15 protein-coding genes and 5 pseudogenes are annotated in these 24,056 nt (G+C 62.6%); 7 read left to right on the top strand and 13 right to left on the bottom strand.

What is annotated here, in order from left to right; translation table 11 throughout:
- The first annotated feature begins 655 nt into the window (after nt 1-655).
- Nucleotides 656-1,732, top strand: coding sequence for a GlxA family transcriptional regulator (locus ACVWWN_RS19110; RefSeq protein ID WP_457145249.1), 1,077 nt, complete (start codon nt 656-658; stop codon nt 1,730-1,732).
- 527 nt (nt 1,733-2,259) lie between these two features.
- Here the strand turns inward: ACVWWN_RS19110 and ACVWWN_RS19105 are convergent.
- The 5 genes from ACVWWN_RS19105 to ACVWWN_RS19085 all read right to left on the bottom strand — a co-directional run bounded on the left by ACVWWN_RS19105 (nt 2,260) and on the right by ACVWWN_RS19085 (nt 8,046).
- A complete protein-coding gene (locus tag ACVWWN_RS19105) occupies nt 2,260-3,156 on the bottom strand; it encodes a response regulator transcription factor (RefSeq protein ID WP_457145248.1) in 897 nt (298 codons plus the stop codon).
- Between the two features lie 216 nt (nt 3,157-3,372).
- On the bottom strand, nt 3,373-5,682 hold the full coding sequence (locus ACVWWN_RS19100) for a N,N-dimethylformamidase beta subunit family domain-containing protein (RefSeq protein ID WP_457145247.1): 2,310 nt from the start codon (nt 5,680-5,682) through the stop codon (nt 3,373-3,375).
- Nucleotides 5,679-6,113, bottom strand: a complete 435-nt coding sequence (locus ACVWWN_RS19095) for a hypothetical protein (RefSeq protein ID WP_457145246.1) — start codon at nt 6,111-6,113, stop codon at nt 5,679-5,681. Before ACVWWN_RS19095 ends, ACVWWN_RS19100 begins: the two co-directional genes overlap by 4 nt.
- Complete coding sequence (locus ACVWWN_RS19090; RefSeq protein ID WP_457145245.1) at nt 6,110-7,510, bottom strand: APC family permease; 1,401 nt, start codon at nt 7,508-7,510, stop codon at nt 6,110-6,112. The genes ACVWWN_RS19095 and ACVWWN_RS19090 overlap by 4 nt, the downstream gene beginning before the upstream one ends.
- Nucleotides 7,511-7,884: 374 nt before the next feature.
- Nucleotides 7,885-8,046 carry a hypothetical protein gene (locus tag ACVWWN_RS19085; RefSeq protein ID WP_457145244.1) on the bottom strand — a complete coding sequence of 54 codons (162 nt, stop codon included), beginning with the start codon at nt 8,044-8,046 and terminating at the stop codon, nt 7,885-7,887.
- A 77-nt stretch (nt 8,047-8,123) separates the two neighbouring features.
- Between ACVWWN_RS19085 and ACVWWN_RS19080 the strand changes: the two are divergent.
- Nucleotides 8,124-8,306 (top strand): annotated as a pseudogene (locus ACVWWN_RS19080) (IS1380 family transposase); the annotation flags it as partial.
- Nucleotides 8,307-9,188: 882 nt separating this feature from the next.
- On the opposite strand, the gene ACVWWN_RS19075 reads toward ACVWWN_RS19080, so the two are convergent.
- Entirely contained in the window at nt 9,189-9,476 is a 288-nt protein-coding gene (locus ACVWWN_RS19075) for a helix-turn-helix domain-containing protein (protein ID WP_457149187.1), read from the bottom strand.
- 587 nt (nt 9,477-10,063) lie between these two features.
- Here ACVWWN_RS19075 and ACVWWN_RS19070 point away from each other — a divergent pair.
- Entirely contained in the window at nt 10,064-10,441 is a 378-nt protein-coding gene (locus ACVWWN_RS19070; protein WP_457145243.1) for a hypothetical protein, read from the top strand.
- A 55-nt stretch (nt 10,442-10,496) separates the two neighbouring features.
- Here ACVWWN_RS19070 and ACVWWN_RS19065 read toward each other — a convergent pair whose 3' ends face one another.
- A complete protein-coding gene (locus ACVWWN_RS19065; RefSeq protein WP_457145242.1) occupies nt 10,497-10,754 on the bottom strand; it encodes an aldose epimerase family protein in 258 nt (85 codons plus the stop codon).
- Between the two features lie 35 nt (nt 10,755-10,789).
- Between ACVWWN_RS19065 and ACVWWN_RS19060 the strand changes: the two are divergent.
- A pseudogene (locus ACVWWN_RS19060) lies at nt 10,790-11,520 on the top strand (hypothetical protein).
- A 288-nt stretch (nt 11,521-11,808) separates the two neighbouring features.
- Here the strand turns inward: ACVWWN_RS19060 and ACVWWN_RS19055 are convergent.
- From ACVWWN_RS19055 to ACVWWN_RS19030, 6 genes and pseudogenes are all read right to left on the bottom strand, one after another.
- Nucleotides 11,809-14,558 (bottom strand): annotated as a pseudogene (locus ACVWWN_RS19055) (helix-turn-helix transcriptional regulator).
- Nucleotides 14,559-14,563: 5 nt separating this feature from the next.
- Nucleotides 14,564-15,076 (bottom strand): annotated as a pseudogene (locus ACVWWN_RS19050) (helix-turn-helix transcriptional regulator).
- A gap of 765 nt (nt 15,077-15,841) precedes the next feature.
- On the bottom strand, nt 15,842-16,204 hold the full coding sequence (locus ACVWWN_RS19045; RefSeq protein ID WP_457145241.1) for a Ppx/GppA phosphatase family protein: 363 nt from the start codon (nt 16,202-16,204) through the stop codon (nt 15,842-15,844).
- A 474-nt stretch (nt 16,205-16,678) separates the two neighbouring features.
- Nucleotides 16,679-16,861, bottom strand: a complete 183-nt coding sequence (locus ACVWWN_RS19040) for a hypothetical protein (RefSeq protein WP_457145240.1) — start codon at nt 16,859-16,861, stop codon at nt 16,679-16,681.
- A gap of 77 nt (nt 16,862-16,938) precedes the next feature.
- Nucleotides 16,939-17,313 (bottom strand): hypothetical protein, encoded by a 375-nt coding sequence (locus tag ACVWWN_RS19035; protein ID WP_457145239.1) that lies wholly within the window; start codon nt 17,311-17,313, stop codon nt 16,939-16,941.
- A gap of 135 nt (nt 17,314-17,448) precedes the next feature.
- Nucleotides 17,449-18,171 (bottom strand): annotated as a pseudogene (locus tag ACVWWN_RS19030) (SDR family oxidoreductase); the annotation flags it as partial.
- 369 nt (nt 18,172-18,540) lie between these two features.
- On the opposite strand from ACVWWN_RS19030, the gene ACVWWN_RS19025 reads away from it, so the two are divergent.
- The 3 genes from ACVWWN_RS19025 to ACVWWN_RS19015 all read left to right on the top strand — a co-directional run bounded on the left by ACVWWN_RS19025 (nt 18,541) and on the right by ACVWWN_RS19015 (nt 23,986).
- Nucleotides 18,541-19,803, top strand: coding sequence for an IS256 family transposase (locus tag ACVWWN_RS19025; RefSeq protein WP_457145238.1), 1,263 nt, complete (start codon nt 18,541-18,543; stop codon nt 19,801-19,803).
- 842 nt (nt 19,804-20,645) lie between these two features.
- Nucleotides 20,646-22,196, top strand: a complete 1,551-nt coding sequence (locus tag ACVWWN_RS19020; RefSeq protein ID WP_457145237.1) for a GMC family oxidoreductase — start codon at nt 20,646-20,648, stop codon at nt 22,194-22,196.
- A 920-nt stretch (nt 22,197-23,116) separates the two neighbouring features.
- Nucleotides 23,117-23,986, top strand: a complete 870-nt coding sequence (locus ACVWWN_RS19015) for an LLM class F420-dependent oxidoreductase (RefSeq protein ID WP_457145236.1) — start codon at nt 23,117-23,119, stop codon at nt 23,984-23,986.
- The last annotated feature ends 70 nt before the right edge of the window (nt 23,987-24,056 follow it).

Here is a 24,056-nt window from a genome sequence, read left to right as displayed (position 1 = left end):
CGGCGTTCGACGGCGTAAACCGGGCGTCCTTTACCTACCCGACTCGAGCCGGACTGCTGGAGACAACCGCGAGTGTGGTTCTCCTTCGTCCGACGTGCTCGCGGAAGCGCGGCCGGATCTCGTCGGGGCCGGTCGTGCTGGTGGGGCACTCCTAAGGCCTTTAGGTGAAGATCTACCTATGCGATGACAACAGTGCGAATGGCCGCCTTTGGCTGCACTCAAGTCGCCCACGAACATCGCCGGATCTCACATAGCATCGGACACGGTGTCCGGCGCCCCGTCCGGCCGGTCGCCGCCTACCGGGCCGGATACGGCTGCATCCGATCGATATTCCGGTGTCCGTACCGTCGTCTGGCGCGTCGACGATCAGCCGCATCGCTGCCGTGTCGCCCCGCAATGACAGGGTCGGCCGATGAACCACGGCAACGTGATAGCCGTCCCGTGTGACCAGGTCATAGACCGCCCGCGAGGTAGATCCGTCTACAAAAGCGCCGTGCACCAGACGACGTTGCTGGGTGCTGAGCCGGTACCCATGACAATCTCCTAACGACACCAGTAGCTGTGACGGTAGTGGCGGAATCGGAGGTTCCGCGCTGATCGACTTCAACCGCCCTGAAGCGACCCCAATGCCTCTTCGGTGACGAATAATCTAGTAATGGTGGTGCCTTCGTCCCCCGTTCGCGCGACCGCCCGGTCGTCAGCGGCTCGTCGACTCTCTCGGCGGCCAACGGGGCTTGCGCCGCAAACCTCCGCCGGCGCGAACTCCATCCCCCGCCGCGTCGCGATCCTCGTCTACGACGGTGTGACCCTGCTGGACGTCGCCGGTCCAGCGGAGGTGTTCAAGGCAGCGAACCGGTTCGGTGCCGATTACCGGATTGTGCTGCTGTCGCCGACGGGTGAGGACATCACTTCGAACCTCGGGTTCGGGGTCGCAGTCGATGGCGCCGTCTACTCGGAGCGCGCACCGGACACATTTCTAGTGGCCGGCTCCGACCGCTATCCGCGGACGCCTGTGCCCCGAGCTCTGGCGGAAGCCGCACGGGTGCCGGCAGCCGGAGCCCGCCGCGTCGCGTCAATCTGCACCGGCGCGTTCATCCTTGCCGCTGCAGGCCTCCTCGCCGGCAAGCGTGCGACCACACATTGGCGGGCCACCCGCGAGCTCGCCTCCCGATGCCCGACGTGCTGCGTCGAACCCGACGCAATCTACGTCCGTGACGGCAGCACGTACACCTCGGCGGGAGTGACCTCGGGAATCGATCTGGCTCTCGCGCTCGTCGAAGAGGACTACGGACCGGACTTGACCCGCGAGGTCGCCCGCTTCCTGGTGGTGTACATGCAGCGTTCCGGTGGACAGTCGCAATTCTCGGCTCCACTGCAAGGGCCCCCGCCCCGGTCTCCGGCGCTGCGGCAGGTCACCGACGTGGTGACGGCGGACCCGCAGGGAGACCACTCGCTGGGTGAACTTGCGAAACACCTCAACGTGAGCACCCGGCATCTCACCCGGCTCTTCCACGAAGAACTGTCCACCACACCGGCCCGGTACGTAGAAAACATCCGCTTCGACATGGCCAGGGCGCTGCTCGACCAAGGACACACCGCGACACAAGCAGCGGCTCTCGCCGGGTTCCCCAGCTACGAAAGTATGCGACGGGTGTTCGCGAAGAAGCTGTCCATCAGCCCCGCGGCCTACCAGCGCCGGTTCAGCACAGCTCGCCGCGCCAACGCGGGATAGCGCCGTCGGCCTTCAATGGATGGCCAGGTTACGGACCGAGGGGCATGGCTGCGATTCCAGGGCCGGACTGCCTGACGTGTGCTGACTCAGGCGTGAACGTTCACAGGCATATCGAACGCCACAGGGAATGGCCCTCCGCCGTCGGCGGCGACGCGATTATCGTGGGCATTCGCCAAATCCCAGCGGCGGGTGATCTATTACTACTTTTACCTCTGGGACGATGATTTCGGGCCGGGGTTTGTGAAGGTGGCTACTCAATCATCGCCCCCGTATGGTCCTCCGAGACCGTTGTCCGGCTGACTTATTCGCCGCCCCGGGGAAACGGGAAAACCCTGCCCTGCAACGAAATCAGGGCCAATTCGGCTTGCCCACTTGACAAAGCGTCCCTCCATATCAGCCTCGATCCACCGATGGGCTGTGGGGTGTGCGTTCTGAAGTCTGTTGATCTTGGTCCTGGGGATATGGGCGTGGAGTAGCCGCTCAAGACCGCCGACGAAATCCTCACCAAAGCTAACCGTAAAGTCACTTCAAACACACGACACTAGGCGGACCAGGTCCTCGTGAATAGCCCGTATGGCGGCGCCGGTGCGCGATCGTTCATCGAGCTTGTTCAAGATGCGTTCGACATGTGTCGTCGTAGTGCGGAAGGAGATGGCATGGCTTGATGCGATCTGTTGGTTGGACAAGCCTTCGGCGATGCCGGTGAGTACGTCGACTTCACGCTCCGTGAGTCCATACGGCAGAAGCATGTCCGTCTCGGTGACCAAGGCGACCGCGCGCGAATCCAGCAGGGGCTCGTTCACTCGGTCCAGGCGTACTCGCAGCCAGGTCTTTGCGCACAGCCATAGTCCGACGACGGATTCTTTGCCGCTGTCAAGGAAGGCCGTGATCGTAGCGGTGAGTCTCGGATCGGTGGCTACGGTGAGCGTGGTGGTGTGGTTGATGATCTGAATGCAACCCGTTCTATCGACGAAGGCCGAACGGGATTCATCTGCAGCAGGGAATGCGCGAGGTCGAGCGAGGGTGCAGAGTTTTCCGATGCTGGGGGCGATGGCGTTGAGGAGCGTTGGATGTCTGGGTTCGAACGATCCGCGCGTCGCCGACGACATGTGCACCATGCCGACGTAATGGCCATCCGCGGCGAATAGGCACGTCGTCATGCCGTCGCGAAAACCCATGGGCGCGATGACATTCTGGTACATCTCGGTATCGCGATAGTCATAAGGTAGGTCCGCGATGCGAAGCGGCTGGTGGGTGGACAGCATCCGCTGGTGCGGATCGGTATCCGCATAGGGGTCGCTGAGGCCGTCCAACGTCGGTTGGGTGTAGTCCAGGTTGCTGACGAGTACGTGGCGGTGGGCGGCCGAATTCCACGCGAAGATTGCCGCGGCGTCCGCATGGAGAATGTCTCGCAGGCGCTCCAAAATGTAGGAGCCAGCCTGCCCTCTGTCACCACTGCCAGCGCTGAAGGCGCAGTCGGCCAAGACGCGTGCCTCGAAGACGGTGACTTCGGCGTCACCGTCTGCGAGGTGTGTTTGGTGTGCGATGGACAATGGCTGCCTTCGGCAGGGCTGGCATTGTCGTCCAGTCTAACGCCGAGGTCAGCAGCGGCGCACCTCGTCAATGCCTATTTCAACGGCCTATTTCAACGGCTCGGGGTCCCGGAACCGGCGAAGCACATTGGTGGTGAGCCTGGCGACGTTGTTGTCGTAGTCGTTGTGGGACAGTGATCCGGTCCAGGCGATGGAGCCCACCGAGAAGAACCCGCCCCCGCCGTGAACAGAGCCGTACACGAGGTCCGAGCGGACTGACGGGTGTTCGGAGCCGCCAATGCCTGGGAGCGTCTCGTAGAGTTCTTCCATCGCCAGTTGATAGACGTCGGTGAGGGGCCCCGAGGTTGCGAGGACCAACGTGTTGGGCGGAGTTCCGAGGGTCGGGTTGTAGAAGTCGATTTCCGACCCCGCCGCACCGCCGCCGATGATGCCGAAGTCGCCGATGAGTTCGGTGTCGCCGATTCGGTTGAAGATGAACTCTGCACGGGGGTCGAAGCTGTCCTGCAGCCGTTCGTAGTGCGTCGACCGGTCGAATCCCTGTGCCGACATCCCTACGCCGACCAGCCGTTCAGGAGCCTTGCCCTTGTCGCGCCACAGCCCGGCCAGTTCTCCCGAGGTGGCGTGCCGCTGCTCGGCGAAGGGAGTTTGGTGTGGGCGGGTACCTCCGGAAGCGCGTCGGACTTCCACCACATGGGGGTTCTCGGGATCATACGATGTGGTCGCGTAGAAGCCGTTGCCCCCGAGGTACATCAATCGGCCACCGTTGGCCGTGAGTTCTTCGAGGGCGTCGAGTTCGGTGCGCGTGACGTACTCGGGGTGGCTCCCGGTGATGACGACACGGTAGTCCGCGATCAGCTCGTAGCCCTCGCGGTCGAGATCTTCGTCGGTGATCGCATCGAACTCACACTCGACGGTCTCCAGCCAGTGCGCGATGCACAGATCAGCGGCGAGCGCCCACGGCCCTTCGCTGGCGAACGAGTAGCAGTAGCGCGGTTGCATCGTGATCAACGGACGCCGGCAGCTGCTGAAGACTACTCCGGATCCGTCGTTGTGCGCTTCGTAGCAGGACCGCCCGAACTCGGGGTTGTTCTGCAGGACAAGGTCTTCGGCATGCACTACCGGCGTGTGGCCGAGGAGCACTTCCATGCTGTCGGCTTCGAAGGCGATGCGATCGTTGGCATACGCAAGGTACGTTCCGGTCGGGAACAGGACGGCGACGTCGCGGCGTCGTGCCTTGGCGGGACCGACGAAGAACGGTACGTGGTGATCCATGCCTTCGACGGTGAGCCGGAATGCGTAGACACCACTTTCCATCGTTTCCGGCACGGTCAAGGTGAGCGCAGCGGGCCAGTCGGTGTCGGTGATGTCGTCGTCGTGGAAGAAGATGGCGTCGTATTCGTCTGGCGCCAACCGGAAATCTCTTGCCAAGCCTCCGAATCGTGGCCCGGTCACGGCGCGCATGGGTCCGTTCCTGCATTCGCCGTTCAAGCGGTTGGGCGACTCGTCGATCACGCGTGAGAGCAGTAACCCGTCACTGCGCTCGCTGCGACCGAAGTGCCAGCGGGCGACGGGAACGAGCACCCCATCGATGTGGCGGTCCACCGTCACGCCGCCGATCTTTCCGTTGAAACCGGAAGACGGAGTGAGTCGGTGGCCGTCACGTGCAGTCAGCGCGCCGATGCGGAACGGCAACGCCGACGGCGTGCATTCGCCATCGATGTTCGTTTTGGCCACTTTCGGCTGAAGGTTGGACGCAGCGGGGAGGTGTAGATCGGAAAGATGACCGAGCGGGGTGCATTGCAGGACGATGTTCGTTCCATCAGGAGAGACCGTCACGGAGAGCTGGTACCAGTGTTGCGCCACCAACTCGTGTTCTAGTCGCGTGGCGTGCAAGGCGCCGTTCGCTGCGACGGTGAATGTCGGCCTTCCCTCGTCGAGGGTTAGCGCCCAGCCTCCGTACAGTTCAGTGTCGAGGTTGCCCAAGATCGCCTGCCGAGAGCCCGTGAGCATGTTCGATGCGTTGCTGATCCGGTAAGCGCCTACCGTACCGCTGTGCGCTTTGCTTGGCAGGGTGGGAAATACGGCGACGGACAATGACAGTCCAATGGGCTCGGCGAGTCTCGACTCCGGGTCGGGTACCTCCACGTACGAGCCGGGTACGCAGGCGTAGTGGTGCCCCGGGTAGCTCCCGTCGACGTCGCTGGGTACCGGCGTCTCGACGAATCCCGGTCCGGCGGCACCGTCCCAGCCGTGCTGCAGTCGGACGATGCTCACGTCGAAGGCGTCGTCTTCGGGACAGCTGACATGCAGGGACAGCGACTCTCCAGACCGTGCCGAGAGTCGATCCGTGTAGCCAAATACCCTCTGCAATACGGGTGTTGCGCTGATGTCTGTCATTTCGAGGCGCCTTCATCGGTGGTCTGGGCGCTTGCCAACGGTGCTTGTCCAACAGTGAGGAATGCTTCGCGGCGTGCGGCGAATACTGCTCTCATCGCATCGTCCAGACGATCGAAGGTGGCGGGTTCGAGTGTGAAGTTCCCCAAGGTCCCAGGGGTGACCCTTCCGAGTTGCCACGGACCGTCGGGGCCAGCCGAGTAGATGAGGTGCTTGCCCACGATGGGCTGACCGCGCAGGAAGCGCAGGACTCTGTTGGCGGCGTCGTCGAGGACGCAGGTCGGGTCGCTGTCGTGGAGTTGAGCGACGCGATCGGTGAATTCCGCACCAATTCTTTCGCTGCAACGCTTTTCGAAGACGTCGCGAAGTTCTGCAAGTCTGTCGGCGACTGTCCGAGTCATGGCGATCTGCTCCTGTTCGATGTCGATGATCACTTGTCGGACTGCACGAGCGAGCGCCCGCTCACTTTGAGATAGAGGGCGACGGCGGCTCCGAGCGCAAGCCACGTCAAGCCCAATATCTGCGCATGCGGGTTGGCGTTCACCAGCGCCAGCAGCAGAATGACCGAGCCGATCGCCGGCGATGCGTAGTGCACGAGGTACCGACGGCTCTTCTGCCGGAGTCCGAAGTAGTTGATGACGGCGACGTTCAGCAACACGTACGCCGTCAAGGCGCCGAAGGTGACCAGCGTGGTGAGCAGGTCGGCTTGCTCCACTCCCAGGATTCCGATCGCCACGGAGACCGCGGCGATGAAGATCATCGAGTTGCGCGGCACTTTGCGCTTGCTGACCCGACCGAGAATGGACGGCAGTTGCCCGTCGCGCGCCATGCTGAACACCAGACGCGAGGACGTGGCGTTGGAGGCAATGGCGTTGGCGAACAGTGCGATGAGCGCATTGGTCAGCAGCACGACCGTTCCGAACCACGACGTCATGGCGTGCCTCACCACGTCGTAGAACGCGTTGGTGGTGTCGTCGCCCTCTGCGAACGTCGTCCCCTGGGGGACGAGGACTGCGGCCAGGCACACCTGCACCACGAACAGCACGGCGATCAGCCACATCACCCGCATCGTGGCCTTGGCCACGGTGGCGCCGCCGTGTTCGGCTTCTTCGTTGAGCGTGGAGATCGCGTCGAACCCGATGAAACTCAGCGCAGCGATCGGCACCGCGCTGATGACCAGCGCCAACGAGGCACTGCTCGAGGGTATGAGGACGTCGAACGACAGGTATGCGTCACCGCGAACGATGAGCACGGTCGCCCAGCCCACGAATAACGCGAGGACCGTCAACTGAATGTAGAGGAACAGTTTGTTCATCGCGGCGGTGACGGTGACGCCCTTGATGTTGATAAGGGCCGTTGCTACGACGAAGACGATGACCCACCCCCACCCGGGAATGAGGGGGACCAGTGACGCCATCGCGACGGACGCGAAGACGCACAGGAGTGCCGGCAGGAGCAGGTAGTCGAGCAGGATCATCCAGCCGGAGATGAAACCCAGGAAGGCGTTGGTGCCGAGCCTGACATAGGAGTACACCGATCCGGCCACGGGAAATTGCAATGCCATTTCCCGGTAGCTGAGAGCGCTCAGCGCCATGACGATCGCGGTGATCACGTAAACGGCGCCGATCGTGCCGCCCGACAGCGAGTACACGACGCCGAACACCGAGATCGGTGCGATCGGAACCATGTAGATCAGGCCATGGATGACGACGTCGCTGAGGCTCAAGGAGCGGGACAACTCGGCTTTGTATCCCAGTTGCGAGAGCCTGACGTCCTCCTCGGCGGTGCTGGTTTCGGTGGGCACCCCTTCAGAGCCGACTGATCCGGTCACGTCAATTCCTCCCGCACGGCTGGGTCACGCGCCCGCGCCTGACGACGCAGATGCTGGTAGACAAATATTCGACCGCCGTTCACCAAGGTTCAATACGTACTTCTACCGAGGAACCCGAGATGTCGTGTGCTGGTGCCTGCGTTCACTCAAGAGATCCATAGTGATCAGCGATGTGTTCGCGCGTCGTCGGGCCATCGCGGCGAGGGTGAGGTGTGCAGGATGGCCTGGGTCCCATCCGGTGCAGATGGATGTTCACGAGGTGACCGCTTGCAAGGACCCTCAATCGGGAGAGATCGAACCGCGGGTCGTCGGTGACCACTGCTACTCCGCGCCCGGCGGCGGCGAGCGCCTGCGCGACGGCGCCGCTACTTGCTTCAATGTCGACGCGGACTGTACTGCGTCCGTATCGTGGCGGCGTCGAGCGCCTGGCGTCCGCTGGATGTCGTCGGCAGGGAAATGACGGTCTCGGCGGTGAGTTCGGTGAGGTCGATGGCTTCTCGGGTGGCCCACGATGCGCGCCGGGCAGATACGCCCACTCCGGGAGCACGCCGATTTCGAGTGAACGAACTAGATCAGCTGGGCGGTCGTTGGCGATAACCAGATCCGCGCCAGCGCGCAATGCGTCGCACGAGGATCAACGCTGCGACGACGCATCGTCAACATCCCGGCTCGGCTGGCTCGACCCCAACGCCGACCCATCCTGCACCTACCAACGCACTGGCCCTGGGCACAGCATTGGCTCACCCTGTGGCACAACATCATCGGACACAGCCCACCAGCCACCGCGATCCTCTGACCACCCGCCGAAAGGCCCGACCCAACATCACAGGAAAAGCTGGGCAGACCAGCGGCTACAAACTGCCCACGACCACAGCGCGGCAAAAATCAGTCCCGAGACATCCCAACGGGGTCGATCCACGGATCGAAGCTAAGTACCGATCCGATGCCGCCGTGACGACGCCTGCACTTAAGACCGACTCTTAGTGCGCGGTATCCTACACGCGCGGCATCGATCTTAGGAACCTTCTCCCCAGGGCATTTGGGCGAACCGCCCGACGTTTTGTCGCCACATTGTGGGGCGGCGACATCATGAGAACGGAGGAAGCGATCGGTTACTTTTATCCCTAGAGCGCCGCCGGTTGTGAGACAGCCGGCGGGGCCGACCCATCCCGCACTGTCGCATCAGTTGCGGCGCTGCTGTGGAACCGAGGGATTCAGGTCATACCGCCGGGTGGGTTCATGTGCCTGCTCGATGCATACGACGTCGAGTTCACCAGGCGACGCGCGGTGGTGATCGGCCGCAGCCCCGTGCTCGTCAAGCCAGTTGGGATACTGCGTCGCCGCGGAGGGAGTGAACCGCCGCCAATCCAATTGAGACTGGACACTGAGTGTGACTGGCGGTATTCGCAATAGACCTGGCGGATTACGGTTTGGCTGCCGTTCGAAGCGAATTGGGGGGGTTCGCCGACGTCAGCTGGACCGCGTCTACCGGCCACTCAACGTACCCGTCCAGCTCCTCTCTTGGATTGTCTCGGTGCTCAACACAGTGGCTTGAGTGGAGCTGGCAACGACGCTGAACCGCGCTCCGCGTTCGAATGCAACAACATCAGCGTTGTCAGACGAAGGTGGCCATCGGATGTACATGGAGCCGTCGGCGTTCGCGGTGTCACGCACGACATCAATTGACAGAGTCCGACGCGGTGGGTGCGGAGCCCAGACTGCGGCGAAGTTCGGCGTTCATCGCGTGGGCTTCAGCGAGTTGGTTTTCAAGGATGATGATGCGGCACGCCGCCTCCAGCGCGGTGCCGTGATCGACCAATTCACGAACCCTCGCCGCGATCCGTAGTTGATAGCGGGAGTAGCGACGGTGTCCACCCTCGGAGCGTTGAGGTGCAAGGAGCTTCGCCTCGTCAAGGCTTCGCAAGAACGCCGGGGTGGTTTTCAGAATTTGGGCGGCACTACCCATGCTGTAGGCGGGGTAGTCCTCGTCATCGAACTTGTCGTTCGGGCTACTGTCGGCAGAACCGTTCTTCGTTTGTACCACAACACCTTTCGAGGTGCGCTAGCAGCTGCTATACCACGGTCCGCTCACCACTCCTGCATAGCCTTGGCTTGCGGCGCCGGAAAACCACCACTTTGCTTACCGTGAAGGGCCGGCACCCCGGGCGCAATCGCACCGGGGCCACCGGCCCTGAGGAGATCAATACCATCTCTAGACACTGCGTTGAAACTGCGGTATCGGCCCGACACACTCAACATCACGGGCGATCCGACGGTATCTCCTCCTTTCTTCCTCTACCTTATGCGGACGTACTGCACTTACGGGTAGTACTTCACGTGCGCGCCACCCTGAGAACCGTTGTCCGATCATGGCCCTCGCCTATCGGGGCGCGCTGGTCCTTCATGCATCACGGGTAGTTCGTCATCTCCCGCGCCATCACCCTCTGCTCTTGTCTACGTCAGGTACTCTAAAACCACGAACGGTGAATGTCTACCCTCGACACTGTAGATTTTTGATGGCGTCGAGAGCAGCAAGTGGTCTACCATCCCGACATGGCCTTACTTGACTCTGGCGCCGTCGGGGCGGATGCGATCCTGCGTCACATCGACGCGGAGGCCGATTCCGTCAGCATCGAAGTGACGCTGTACCTGCCCTGGGGGATGGCGACGGGAATAACGGTGCCCAGTGCATACTTCGGCCACTACGTCACCAAATTCTTCACCGCAAACGATGCCGAGGATGTCGCCAGCCGTATCGCGGCGCTAGAGGCCGAGCAGGCCGGAGTCTGTATTCATCTCCGTAAAGTCCGCTGTTACGTCGCCGGCACCATGGTCGAGCACGACTCGTTGCGGATCCGCTTATCCGATGTGTCCGCATGGACACTTGCCGGCATCGACGGACCATCAACCGAGGCGCCACTTCCCCGGTAAGCGCACCTGGTGATCCGGGCGGGTAGCGCGGGCGCGTCCTCATGTCAGGACAAGATCAGTGGCAGTCGAACACGAATCGCATACTGTTGTGGTAGCTATCGCCCGGCTTCAGCTGCGCTTGAGGGAAATGCGCGTGATGTGGTGAGTCGGGGAACACCTGTGTTTCGAGAGTGGATCCCGCGAAGGCCTGATAGGCGCCGCGGTCTCCTTTTGCGCTGACCCCTTCGAGGTAGCCGCCGACATACAGTTGCACGCCAAGTTGGTTGGTCGTCAGCGTGAGTCGCCGTCCGCTCGTGGGTTCGCTGACCTGCACGACGCGCGCATGCCGGTTCCGTCGAGCACCCAATTGTGGTCGTAGCCCACACCGGTGTCGGTGACTCGGCCGGCTCTGGAGTGAGTGACCTCGGTGATGTTCTTGCCGATTCGGTGATCCGACCGCTCACCAACCCGGTCACCAACGAACCCGCGCTGGTCGCGCTTCGCGGCAACCTCGCACCCGACGGAGCGATCCTCAAGACCGCTGCCGCACGACCCACCTGCTCACCCACACCGGTCCGGCCGTCGTGTTACACGGCTACGCCGACATGATGGCGCGCATCGACGACCCCGCCCTCACCGTCACCACCGACAGCGTTCTCATCCTGACCGGGTGCGGCCCACGCGGCGGTGACGGCTTCCCCGAATAGGGAATGATTCCCATCCTGAAAAAGCTTGCGGCGCAGGGAGTCACGGACATGGTCCGTATCAGCGACGCCCGCATGAGTGGCACCAGCTTTGGCACCTGCGTCCTCCACGTCGCTCCAGAGGCCGCCGTCGCCGGACCGCTGGCCGCCGTCCGCGACGGCGACATGGTCACCCTCGATGTGAGACGCCGCCTGCTGCAGGAGGACCTGACCGCCGACACCATTACTGAACGACTCGCCCACACCCCTCCCGCCACGGTGGTGCACCACCGCAGCTGGCCGGCGCTGTACCAATCCCACGTCCTGCAAGCACCCCAAGGCGCCGACCTCGACTTCCTCGTTCCCGCGACACCACAAGCGTTGCCGTTCGTCGAACCCGTCATCGGCCGAAGCTGACCGGCCGGCTTTTCGGCGACCCAGTAGTTCTTGGGCGGGTCGGTGCATGCGCGCCTGAGTCATCGCGATGCGGTGCAGTGCAGCGTTGAGTTGACGATTTTGGTGCGCGACAACCGATGCCGCTGTTTGTTGGACCACCACACGGGTATTGGTGCGGTGCCGTTGAGTCGGGCGAAGGCGCACATCCCGCAGAACTTCGTCCAGCAGGCTGAATTCGGCGCGGCGATCAATCAGCTCCACCGCATTCAGATAGTCCCAACTGCGCCACCGCGTCAACGATATGCGGCTTCAGCGGACCGCGCCGTGGCCGTCCTGCAAATGACGATCGCTCGGCAAGACCTGATGAAGCTGGCTGCGCGAGCTGATGCCAAACTTAGTGAACACCTTGCTCAGGTGGTACTGGACGGTCTTCGCGCTAATGAACAGGCGCCCACCGATCTCTGGGTTGGTCAGGCCTTCGGTGGCCAACCGCGCTACTTGGGCTTCCTGCGGTGTCAGCTGTGGGCCACTCGCGGCGACGGTGCGCCTGCGGGCGGTCTCCCCAGTCGCACGTAGTTCGCCGCGGGCCCGCTTGGCGAACTCATGCATTCCCATCGCATCGAACATGTCGTGCGCGACGCGTAACTGCATTCGAGCGTCAGTGCGGCGGTGCCCCCGGCGTAGCCATTCCCCGTACAGCAAATGCGCACGGGCAAGCTCTGTGCGCATGCGGGTACGGCCCAGCCGCTCAACCGCCTCGCGATACCACCGCTCCGCCTCCGCGCCGCCACTGACGAGTGCACGCGAACGCGCTTGCACGCCAAGCGCCCAATCTGTGCCACTGGCACTGGTCATCTCACTGAGCCGAGAAACGGTGTCGGCCGCGATCTTCATTGCGCCGCTGCGCACCGCAGCCTCGACGAGTTCGACCGCGGCCCAGGCCGGCAGGACGAGGTCGGTGTCGGCATGTTCGGCAGCGCGTTGTGCCAGGGCCATGGCCGCCTGGTGGTTGCCGATGCCGTTGTTGAGCACTGCCTCCGAAAACTCGGCGACACTTAGGAAGATTCCTTCGCCGCGCCGCATGACGTCTCCGATGCTGGCTTCTACCAACGCCGACATCGCTGCCTGATCGCCGCGGAACGCGAGCAGAGTCATGGCAGCGTCGGCAGCGAATCTGTCCCCAGTCGCCTTCGTTATGACCTGCGCCTCTTGTATAAGGGCTTCTGCGGCGGCCTGTTCGCCGGCGAATAAAAGCGCCATCGCACGCGAGCTGAGCGCGAGCGGCAGCTCAGTCAATGCTCCGGCGGCGCGGGCAAGCTTGACGTGGAGCGCCGAGAGGGCGTCCCAGCTTTCGTCATCCCAGATGTGTACCGCGGCGATGCCGAGCAGGAAATGCAGCTTCACGTCGGACGATCCGTCGCGCGCGACGCTGACAGCACGCTGCAGAATTGGCAGGCCCGCCGCATACCCGTCGGCGAAATATGTCGAAAAACCGTCGAGAATAAGGTCGGAGAGACGCGGGGATTGCGGCTTCGGTGACTGCTGCACCGCCCGGGCAACCTCCAAAAGGCCACCGCCCAAAGCTAATCGGCCGGCAATCCACGCGGCCTGTAGCGCGTCCAGGTAGGTCACGCGGGACAGAACGGCGTCGATCGACTCCAGCCGTTCGGCGGCCTTCATCAACAGTGGCGGGGCATCGCTGCCCGGCCGGTGACGTAGGCGAGCTGCGCCCGGAGGATCTCGGTGCGGGCACACTGGAAATCGCTGCGCGACGTGACCTCCGCGATGTTCAGCAACTCCAGCGCCGCGTCGAACGCACCTGCCTGCACCTTGGCTGACGCGGCAAGCAACGCCCGGTCGGCCCGTCGGCTCGGATCAAGCGTCAGCATCGTTGCCCGCTCCAGAAACGCAGCCGCCGCGGCCAGGCCACCACGCGCCTGTGCCCGGTCAGCCGAGCGCTCCAACTCGGCGGCGACGTCCTCATCGGGTCCCTGCACCGCCCGGGCCCGGTGCCACGCACGACGGTCGGGGTCGCTATCCGGATTGGTCACGTCCGCCAATGCTCGATGGACGAGCTGCTTTTCGTGAACCGGCGCGGACCGGTAGGTCGCCGAGCGCACCAGCGGATGCCGAAAGCGCACCCGGGCACCGAACTCTGCCAGCCCATCATGAACGGCGGGTGCGGCAGCGTCGGTACCGATTCCAAGCCGAGCGGCAGCTCGCCACACCAGGTTCGGATCACCAGTGGGCTCAGCCGCGGCGATCACCAAGAGTCGTCTGGTCTGCTCGGGCAACATGGCAAGGCGACGCTCGTAGCTTTCCTCGATGCGGCCCGAAAGCCTTAGCGCAGTCGGCATCCCGAAACCGCCAGCCAGCTCTCGGTCGGTCAGATCGCGAGGAAGTTCCGACAGCGCCAGCGGGTTGCCTCGGGTCTCTGCGACGATCTGATCGCGGACCCGCTCATCGAGCGGCCCGGTCCACACCATGTCCAGCAGCGCCCGGGCATCCGCTTCGCGCAGACCACTGAGCTCCATCTGCGGCAATTTGGTCATCTCAGGATTGACAGCGCGTGTCGCCATGATCAAGGCCACCGATTCGGCGACCAGCCGGCGGGCCAGAAACGCCAGCACGTGCGCTGAGGCACTGTCGAGCCATTGGATGTCGTCGACCGAACAGACCAGCGGCCGATCCTCGGCGGCCTCGGAGAACAGGCTCAGGACGGCCAGCCCGATCACCAGCCGGTCCGGTGCGGGCCCGGCCCTCAAACCGAAGGTGACGCCCAATGCATCACGCTGTGGGGATGGGAGATGGTCGAGGCGACCCAGCAGCGGGATGCATAGCTGATGCAGTGCCGCATATGCGAGCTCCATTTCGGACTCGACACCGGCCGCACGGACCACACGGCAGTCCCCCGCTTGCCCGGCCACATACTCCATCAACGCCGACTTGCCCACACCCGGCTCGCCATGAAGCACCAGCACCCGACTTTGACCCGACCGCACATCCCGCAGCACCCCATCCAGCAGGCTGCGCTCGGCGCGGCGGTCGATCAGCTTCATCCCACTCAAATAGTCCCACCAATTGCCGCTGCATGACGATAGGCACGTTTTTCAGTAGACAAAACCGAGGCGGTCCTAGAAGCCACAATTGCCAAGGGCATGACCAAGTTGGCGCGTGAGCTGATGCCCAGCTTGGTAAACACCTTGCTCTCAGGTGGGACTGGACGGTCTTCGCGTTGATGAACAGTCGGCCGCCAATGACGGGGATTGGTCAGACCCTCCGCGGCCAACCGCGCGACTGGCGATTCCTGTGATGTCAGCGGGAGACGCTCGAGGTGATCCAGCATCGGCGCACACAACTGGTGCAGCGCAGCATAGGCGAGCTCCATATCCGATTCGACACCAGCAGCACGAACCAAACGGCAGGCCGATGCACGGCTAGCAGATACTCCAGCAACGCCGACTTACCTACGCCCGGATCGCCATGCAGCACCAGCACCCGCCTGTGACCCGAACCCCACATCCCGCAGCACCCCATCGAGCAGTCTGCGTTCGGTGCCGCGGTCGATCAGCTCCATAACCCACACATAGTCGCACCCTCACCCAGGATCCCAACCCTCAAGATCAATTCGTGGCACTACGCACGCATACGCACCGCGGTGTCAATGTGCCGTATCAGGACATCTTCGACGGCTCTGCGTCAGGACACCCTGTGCATACAAGGAATCTTGGACGGTGCCTTGCCGGTGAGGAGTCGTCGTCGCAGGTAGGCCTTGAAGCGGGGAGCACGAGGGCTTGCCAGACCGCCGTGAAGCGCACGGTGACCCGTTGGCCGGTCAAGCAGTGATCCCGACCCTCGCCGCCGCGAGGATCCGGAGTTCGGCTACCGATACCTGGTCGAGGAAGTCCCCGCGCCGCCGGCGACCCGATGGCCGCGCGCACTACGGGCGATTCCTGTCGACCCACAGGTTCTGGAGCGTAATCGGAAAGAAGCGCGGCAAGAATGGCGAAGTGGGGTCCACCAGTTCACGACGATCTGCTGGGCGGGACTTCAGCGCGAAGGTCGAATTATTGTGGACTGAGCGACATCACCGAGCATCCGGCTCGCGAAGCGAGCTCTACTTGTGCGCGATCAAGGATGTGTTCTCCCACCCGCATCGTCGGCTACTGCATGGATTCGCAGACGAGTCGCGTTGGCGACCACCGCCCTGCACAGCACAGGAATCGTCCTCAGTGTCGTTGATCAAGCGCCAATGCGGTCACCGAAGCGACACCGTGGGTTGTCGTGCGCTGCACAGGCTGTAAGGAGAACGGGGGCGAGTAGGTCATCGACTCCAGGTGCCTCAACACAATGCCCTCGCGGAGCGCCATGGACAGACCTCGAGCGACTCGATGTCCAACGTGGCCATGGTCAACTCCGCGAGCACCGCGCCGGCGAGGATCTGACGACTGCGCGGGTCGGACACGCCGCGCAGCCTCGCGCGTTCAAATGCGCACATCGTGGCCAGCCGTGGCGTCCGCGCTCGGACATCGCGCCGCGCGAGCTCACGATGAACGAACGGTCCCTTACGTTGTGGCGCCGCACCGGAGAGCCGCGCGAGCTGCTTGAACGTCTTGGACGTGGCCACCACTCGACGCGGGTCACCTAACCGTCGAACTGTCGAGTCGGCAATTCTGGCCAACGGTGACGAGATCCAGATCGCCATGGTTCGTCTGATGTCTTCAACCGGGCGCCGACGAGTTCAGCCGCCCGTGCGTGCTGACAATCCATTGACGTATTCCGGCGTTTCGACGCCGCGTTCGATTCGCAGACTACACAGACCGCGAGCGCGGCCCCCTACAAGTGAAGCTCATTGACGTTGCCTGCCAGGCGATCCGGTAGGAATCGTGCCCGGGCTGCATCAACAACGGTCGATACATCGAGATGGTGCAGAGTTGGCCACGGCCACCGCATTGAGCCGACCCAACCATCCGCCTCAGTGGATAGGCCGTCACCAAGCACACGCGGAAGCGTTGCTGGCCAGGGTCAGGACCTATCCGGCCAAACCGCCACGCAGACCTCAGCTCGCCTCCATGACCGGCGGTCGCCGACAAATCGTCACCGTGGCTTGATCGGCGCTCGACGATGGCAACGATCGGCGGGCCCTCGGCGCTACCGGCATGACACCCAGATAGACCCATCAGGGCGTCGGTATGACGCTGCCATGAAAGGTCTGAATATCGCCAATAAGAAATAGGTGCATACGCACCGAGACGTTGCGGTTGACCCCGAGTAGGGCTGCGCCGTCGACATCGATCGCCTCGGCACTGCCCCAATAGATCAGTGTGTGGTCACCAATGTGTGCAACCCGCAGCAGAGTCACCCAGTGGGTGCCTTACACCGGGCCCGGTCGGGGCCGAGACGGCGACCGCGTACTGGTGCAGGTCGTCACCAGCCAGTCTATTTCGGTGTCCCTGAACTGCTCACGCTGAGCAGATCGCTGAGACCGATCCGCTGGTAGAACCACTGCCGGACCCGGTCACCCACGCGGAAGACGTCCTCGGCGCCGTCGTCGGCCGGGTCGATGTAGATCCGGAACGGCCGTGAACCTTTCTCCGCCTCAACAACTTTCACAATCTGGCGGGCGACCTCGAACGGGTCGGCGTCTGCGGGCGCCATCTCGGCGAGCTTCTGCCCGACCTCGTCCAGCAAGCCCGCGTATTCGGTGTCATAGGCGGCCGCGACGTCGGCGTCGGCCGGGTGTCCGGCGTTGTCGAAGTGGTTGGTGCCCGTGGTGAACGAACCGGGGATGACGATCGTGGTGTCGATGCCCAAGCGTCAGTTCGGCGGCATAACTGACCGTGAGGACATCCTCGGCGGCCTTGGCTGCGAAGTAGGGCCCGAGATAGGGCGGGGTGCCGCCGCGTGAACTCGACGAACCCACCCAGAGCACCAAACCGTCCCGTTGCGCCCGCCGTTGACGAGGATGACCTGACCGTTGACCCAGCGCGCCGGGCCGGCGAGGAAGGCGACCGCCTCGGCGATGTCCTGCGGCTCACCGAGCCGCTCCAATGGCGCGGCCGCCTTCGCGCGGTCGATGACATCCTGCGTCTTGCCCTCGAAGTACAGCGGTGTGGCGGTCGGTCCGGGTCCGACGGCGTTGACGGTGACGTCGCGACCCCGCATCTCCTTGGCGAGAATCAGCGTCATCGCGTCAACGGCGCCGCCCTCGGTTGCGGCGTAGGCCGTGTAGCCGGGTATGGCGATCTTGGTGATCGAGGTCGAGAAGTTGATGATGGCGCCGCCCTTCCGGACGCGGCGCGCCGCCTGCTGGCTCACCACGAACGTGCCGCGCACGTTGGTCCGGTGCATCCGGTCGAAGCCGTCGAGGTTCAACTCGGTCAGCGGCGACAGCAACATGATGCCTGCGGTGTTGACCACCACGTCGATGCCTCCGAATTCGGCCTCGACCTCGTCGAACATCGCTACCACCTGCGCCTCGTCGGCCACATCGGCGGCCACCACGAGCGCGCGTCCGCCGGCGGCGACGATCTCCTCGGCCACCGCCTGCGCGCGGTCCTTGTTTCCGGCGTAATGCACGGCCACGGCCATGCCCGCCTGCCCGAGTCGGACAGCCACCTGGTGTCCGATTCCGCCCGATGCACCCGTCACCAGGGCGACGCGATCAGCCATCTCACTCACACTCCCTTTCTATGCCTCGCGCCCACAAATTCAGCAAATTAACAATTAGTCCATATATGCGCGGCAGTCTCCCGGGATGCTCGCGACCGAAGGCCCAATGAGGGGCCGCTGACTACCGACGCGGTCCAGGCCGAGTCCGCGCTGCGGCACATCGACGAAGCCGCACCCACCTCTCTGTTCGACGAGGCCATGCGTCATCCTCGATCGAGAAAATCACCAGCGATCGAAAGTCAGCGTGGTCGTAAACTGCTAGCCCCGCCACCCCTGCGGGTGGTGAGCGTGTCTAGGGACTGTCTGAATAACGGTTGATCTGGTCTTGGTCTGACACGCCGGGCGTGAGCTTGGCGGGAAGGACTGATGATGTCCGAAACACTGAAATCCGTGGCGATCGATGTGGATCACAAGCAGCTCGCCGAGCAGTTGCTCGCGCAGGCCAAAGAACAAGGTGTGGAACTGGTAGGTCCGAACGGCCTGCTCAATCAACTGACCAAGAATGTCCTCGAGACCGCGCTAGGTGCCGAGATGACCGAGCACCTCGGCTACGACAAGCATGACTCCGCGGGGCGCGGCAGCGGAAACTCCCGCAATGGCACTCGATCGAAGACGGTGTTCACCGAGATCGGCCAGGTTGAGCTCGACGTGCCGCGGGACACCAACAGCACCTTCGATCCGGTGATCGTCAAGAAGCGGCAACGCAGGTTGACCGGCATCGATGAGATCGTGTTGTCGCTGACGGCCAAGGGTCTGACCACCGGGGAGATCGCGGCGCACTTTGATGACGTCTATGGGGCCACCGTCTCCAAGGACACCATCTCCCGGATTACCGACAAGGTGATTGAGGAGATGGCCGAATGGTGCAACCGGCCGTTGGAATCGGTGTATCCGGTGGTGTTCATCGACGCAATCTTCGTCAAGGTCCGCGATGGCCAGGTCACCAACCGGCCCATCTACGTCGCGATCGGGGTGACCTGCGCCGGGGAGCGCGACATCCTCGGGCTGTGGGCCGGCGACGGTGGCGAGGGTGCGAAGTTCTGGCTCTCAGTGCTCACTGAGATCAAGAACCGCGGCACTGTCGATGTGTGCATCGTGGTCTGTGACGGCCTCAAAGGGCTGCCCGACGCGATCAATACGGTGTGGTCGCGGGCGGTGGTCCAGACGTGCGTGATTCATCTGCTGCGCAATACGTTTCGTTATGCGTCGCGCAAGTATTGGGACCACATCGCCAGGGACATCCGCCCCGTGTACACCGCAGCTACTGAGGCGGCGGCCAAGGAACGCTTCACCGAGTTCACCGAGAAATGGGGTGCTCAGTATCCGGCGATCACCCAACTATGGGAGAACGCCTGGAGCGAGTTCGTGCCGTTCCTGGACTACGACGTCGAGATCCGCCGTGTCATCTGCAGCACCAATGCGATCGAATCACTGAATGCTCGCTATCGGCGGGCGATTCGGGCCCGCGGGCACTTCCCGACCGAACAGGCCGCGATGAAGTGTCTCTACCTGGTGACCCGATCCCTAGACCCCACCGGCCGCGGTAAGGCACGATGGGCAATGAGGTGGAAGCCCGCACTAAATGCGTTCGCGATCACCTTCAACGGCCGGATCACTCCGACTGGCAACTAACCAATGCCAAGATCAGATCCACCGTTTATCTGACAGCCCCCGTGTCTACACCGACGTTGATGTGCGCGCCGATCGCGGAGTGGCGCCGGAGTTTTCATGAGTTGAGGCTGCCATGCACCGCTTCCGTAACGCTTCTGCTTGTCCCGCTGTGTGGAACATGATGCTTTGCGTTCAGACCCAGGAAGGTTGATGCCAGTAGCAGGGTTGGACGGTGATGGGAAAGGTACTGCAGTGCGTTGTTCGCGGTGTTCGACAAGGTCCGTTCGATGATGGCGAGTCATCAGTTGGGACGCGGCCAAGTGGACGTAGCAGCGTGGTCGCAAGGCTGGCATGGACGCTGAGATTTCTCTTGGTGACGGGCTTGGGGCTCGTCAATCCCGAACTTGAGCGTGTTGCGAATGAAGCTGATATGCCTTTTGGGGTCCGCTCGACGATTTCGCTGTCTCGGCGGCGGTATGAATCAGCGGCGACCCGTCACGAATGTGACCAGAGAGCGGTCGCATTACAGCCGTTGCCCCGCAGGCACAATGCCTAAATTCCACTTTATGCGCGCGGTGAAGCTGCCAGCGTGGAGGCGCGATAAAGCGAATGACAGTGGCAGCTCGCATTGCAACCACATCATCGGGATCGACCCTAGCCGGCGCTTCCGATTGTGGTCCGGGCGAACGACGGTTCCACTAAGCGGTACACGCGGTTGCACGGCATAGGTCCACCTCGTTGAATATTCCATGCGACTCCTGTAGCGACTTCGGTTCGCCACAGGTCACGCACTCCAACCGCCCGGATCGCTGGCGGTAAACCTTCAGCAGGTGCTAGAGCAGGAAGAGGTAGGAGCAACTCTCATGTTAGCCAGCTACGACTACGTCGTCATCGGCGGCGGCACCGCGGGATCGGTTTTAGCGGCGCGGCTTTCAGAAGCCGACGTTCGCGTCCTGCTTCTTGAGGCAGGTCCGGTAGAGCCACCGGAAGTCGTGTACCCCGTCGACTCTTTCCCTCGGCGACTACTTGGTTCCGCCGTCGACTGGGGCTATTCCACCGTGCCACAACCAGGGACTGATGGCACGGTGCATCTTTGGTCACGGGGAAAGGTTCTAGGTGGTTCGAGCGCCATTAACGCGATGGCCCATATCCGGGGCCATCGCGCAAACTACGACGGGTGGGCTGCGTCGGGAGCCACCGGTTGGAGCTACGAGGATCTCCTACCCTGCTTTAAGCGCAGTGAAACCGCACCTGAGCGTGACCCCCAGTTTCGAGGGATGCATGGGCCGCTCCGCGTCGCACCGATGCGCAATGAAAGCCTGGGCGCTCAAGCGTTCTGTCAGGCGGTCATCGAAGGTGGTTACCCGAGCACCGATGACATCAATGGCGAAACGCAGGTTGGTGTGTTCCGCACCGACATGAATGTCGTTGAGGGGCAGCGCCAGAGTGCGGCAGATGCTTACCTGCGCCCAGTGATGGACCGTGCCAACCTTGACGTGATCGGCGGAGCGCTGGTGCATCGGCTGCGGATCGCAAACTACTCTCGATGTGTAGCCGTCGACTTTGCAATCGACGGCAACGTGGTCTCGGTGCGAGTGGAACGCGAAGCCGTGCTGACCGCCGGTGCCATCGGTTCCCCACAACTGCTGCTGCTATCAGGAATCGGACCGGCCGACCAGTTGAAGTGCCTCGGCATTCCCGTTGTCGTCGACCTGCCTGGGGTAGGTCAAAATCTCCAGGACCACGTTCAAAGCCGCATCATCTACTCGACGAAGAAGCCTATGCACACGGCGGATAACGGCTTCTGCCAAGAGATCGCGATGTTGCGCAGCGAGCTAGCTCCCAGCGACGCGCCGGACATGTACCTGATGATGATCGACTTTCCCGCCGGGCCGATAGTGGCCGATCAGCGGTTCGCCTCCTTACTACCTGAGGAGGGATACACGCTCGCCTTCTCACAATACGCGCCACCGGCCAGCCGTGGTTCAATTCGCCTCGCTGGCAGCGATCCTGAGCTCGCGCCTCTTATCAATCCCGGCTACTACGCCGAGGACGCCGATCTTCAAGCGATGATCGAATATCTCCGCATGGCCCGCAGTATCGGTGAGGCCAACGCACTGGATCCGTGGCGAGGAGCAGAAATCCTGCCCGGACCCGAAATCCTTGACGAACCCGAACTACGCGACTTCATGCGCCGATCCTCCGGAACGTCATTCCACCCCGCGGGAACCTGTCGGATAGGCACAGATTCACTCGGCGTCGTCGACACCGACCTACGCGTACACGGCGTTACAGGACTCCGGGTCGCCGACGCCTCGATCATGCCCGACATCGTCAGCGCCAACCTTAACGCCACGGTAGTGGCAATCGCCGAACGCACCGCAGAGCGAATGAAAGCCGATACGGCATCCTGACTGATCGGACGGCCGGTTGGTAACGATGCCAAACATGCCACTGCGTGTGGGGACCTACTTGTCGCCGATCAGTCGCGACGGCGTGGTTTCCACCGGTCGATGCAACTCAAGGTAAGTCTGTGGAGGTGGTTGGCAATTTCCGCCGTCTGAGGAAGGGGTCGGGCCGTCAGCCGCAGTGGGCCAAACGACAGCAATTCCTGGAGCTCCTAAGCTGCTAGCTGTCGTGACGCGGGGGTTGTTGACGGCGTGCCTGCTTGGAAGTGGGAGGACCTCCTGAACGGAGTGGATGTGTCTGGCATTCACCCGTAGGAGGTCCGTGCGTCTCACGCTAACGCCCGAGTACTTCGACGAGCGCCTCTTTGAGTCCAATCCGACGCTGTGTGACCCATGTGCTAGCACGGTTTCGCCTGATCCCGACCGGCTCAGAATTACTGGGCGACCTGGAATGGGCGGTGTACCTCTGGTCACCGTTGTCGGGCAGATAACCGGCCTGCCATCAGCATTCGTTCGAAAGCACGCGAAGACGTACGGTAGATGCCAGCTCGCCGAAGGTGTGGATGTCGCTGGCCGTCACCACGTTTATATCTGATGCACCGTCAGCATCAGATGTAAAAAATGTATAGCGCGTTGCTGATTCACGTTGACGGAGATGCACCCGTGGTCCTGTGCGGTGACCAATGTTCCATTTGGTGGAACAGCCACTTGGTGGACGGTAGATTCGCTCACTTAGTCTAGATGCAGGCGTCCGGCCGTCGCAAAGCCTGGTAGCGGTTGACGTTTGCAATATGACTTCACTCGGTGAAGACCGTCAGTCCCGTATTGCGGTCCGCACGCACGGCTGGAAGGAGCTGGAACCTCTTGAAATTTCTGACTCCAGGGCCCTTATACCGCAACGAATCTGACGCTCCGATGATGAAATCGTGGACATCAGCATGAAGTTTGGTATCGCAACGTTCGTCACTGATCTCGGCATCCGCCCCGGTGCACTCGCAAAAGCGGTGGAAGAGCGCGGATTTAACTCCCTGGTCGTCGCCGAGCATTCTCACAAGCCACTCACGCATTCTCACAAGCCACTCACGTCCGACAAGACAGACACGCGCGTCGTCGAATTGCCGCCGTTCTTTTACCGAACTCTCGACCCGTTCGTGGCGCTCGCTTCGGCGGCGGCATCGACCCAGACACTTACCCTGACCACCGGGGTGGTGCTGCTCGGTCAACGAGATGTCATTTTCACCGCCAAAGAAGTCGCGAGCTTGGACTTGGTCTCGGATGGCCGAGTTGTTTTCGGTGTAGGTGCCGGCTGGAATCGACAAGAGATGCGTAACCACGGGCATGAACCAGACACGCGGGGCAACAGACTCAACGAACAAATTCGAGCCCTCAGGACAATATGGACCAACGATACTGCTGAGTTCCACGGAGAATATGTCAGTTTCGATGCCCTAGCATCGTGGCCGAAACCGGTGCAGCAGCCGTTTCCACCCATCTACATCGGCGGTGCAAGCACGGCGGCACTAGAGCGACTCCGATCCCTTGGCGATGGTTGGCTTCCGCTCGGCGGGATTCCCCCGGACGAAGTCTTGCGCGGCCGGCGATGGTTAGCCGATCACGGGCGCCTCGACATACCAACCACCATCTGCGGTGCAGGAAGGGACAGACAAACCCTCGAAGCCTACGCACAGGCCGGTGTCGACGAAATCGCCTTGCTGCTGCCCACTCTCCCGGAGGCCGACACTCTACGCGAGCTCGACGAACTCACCGATATCGCGCAATCCATCGTAAGAGATTAACCGGTCAGCATCGAAAAGTTGCGATCGTCAAATACCAAGTGCTATTGCGCAATGTTATTGCGTTGCAAAC

The organism is Mycobacterium sp. URHB0021, from assembly GCF_054057895.1.
The sequence above is the reverse complement of the archived record's forward strand: the minus strand, read 5'-3'. Positions and strand labels throughout refer to the sequence as shown.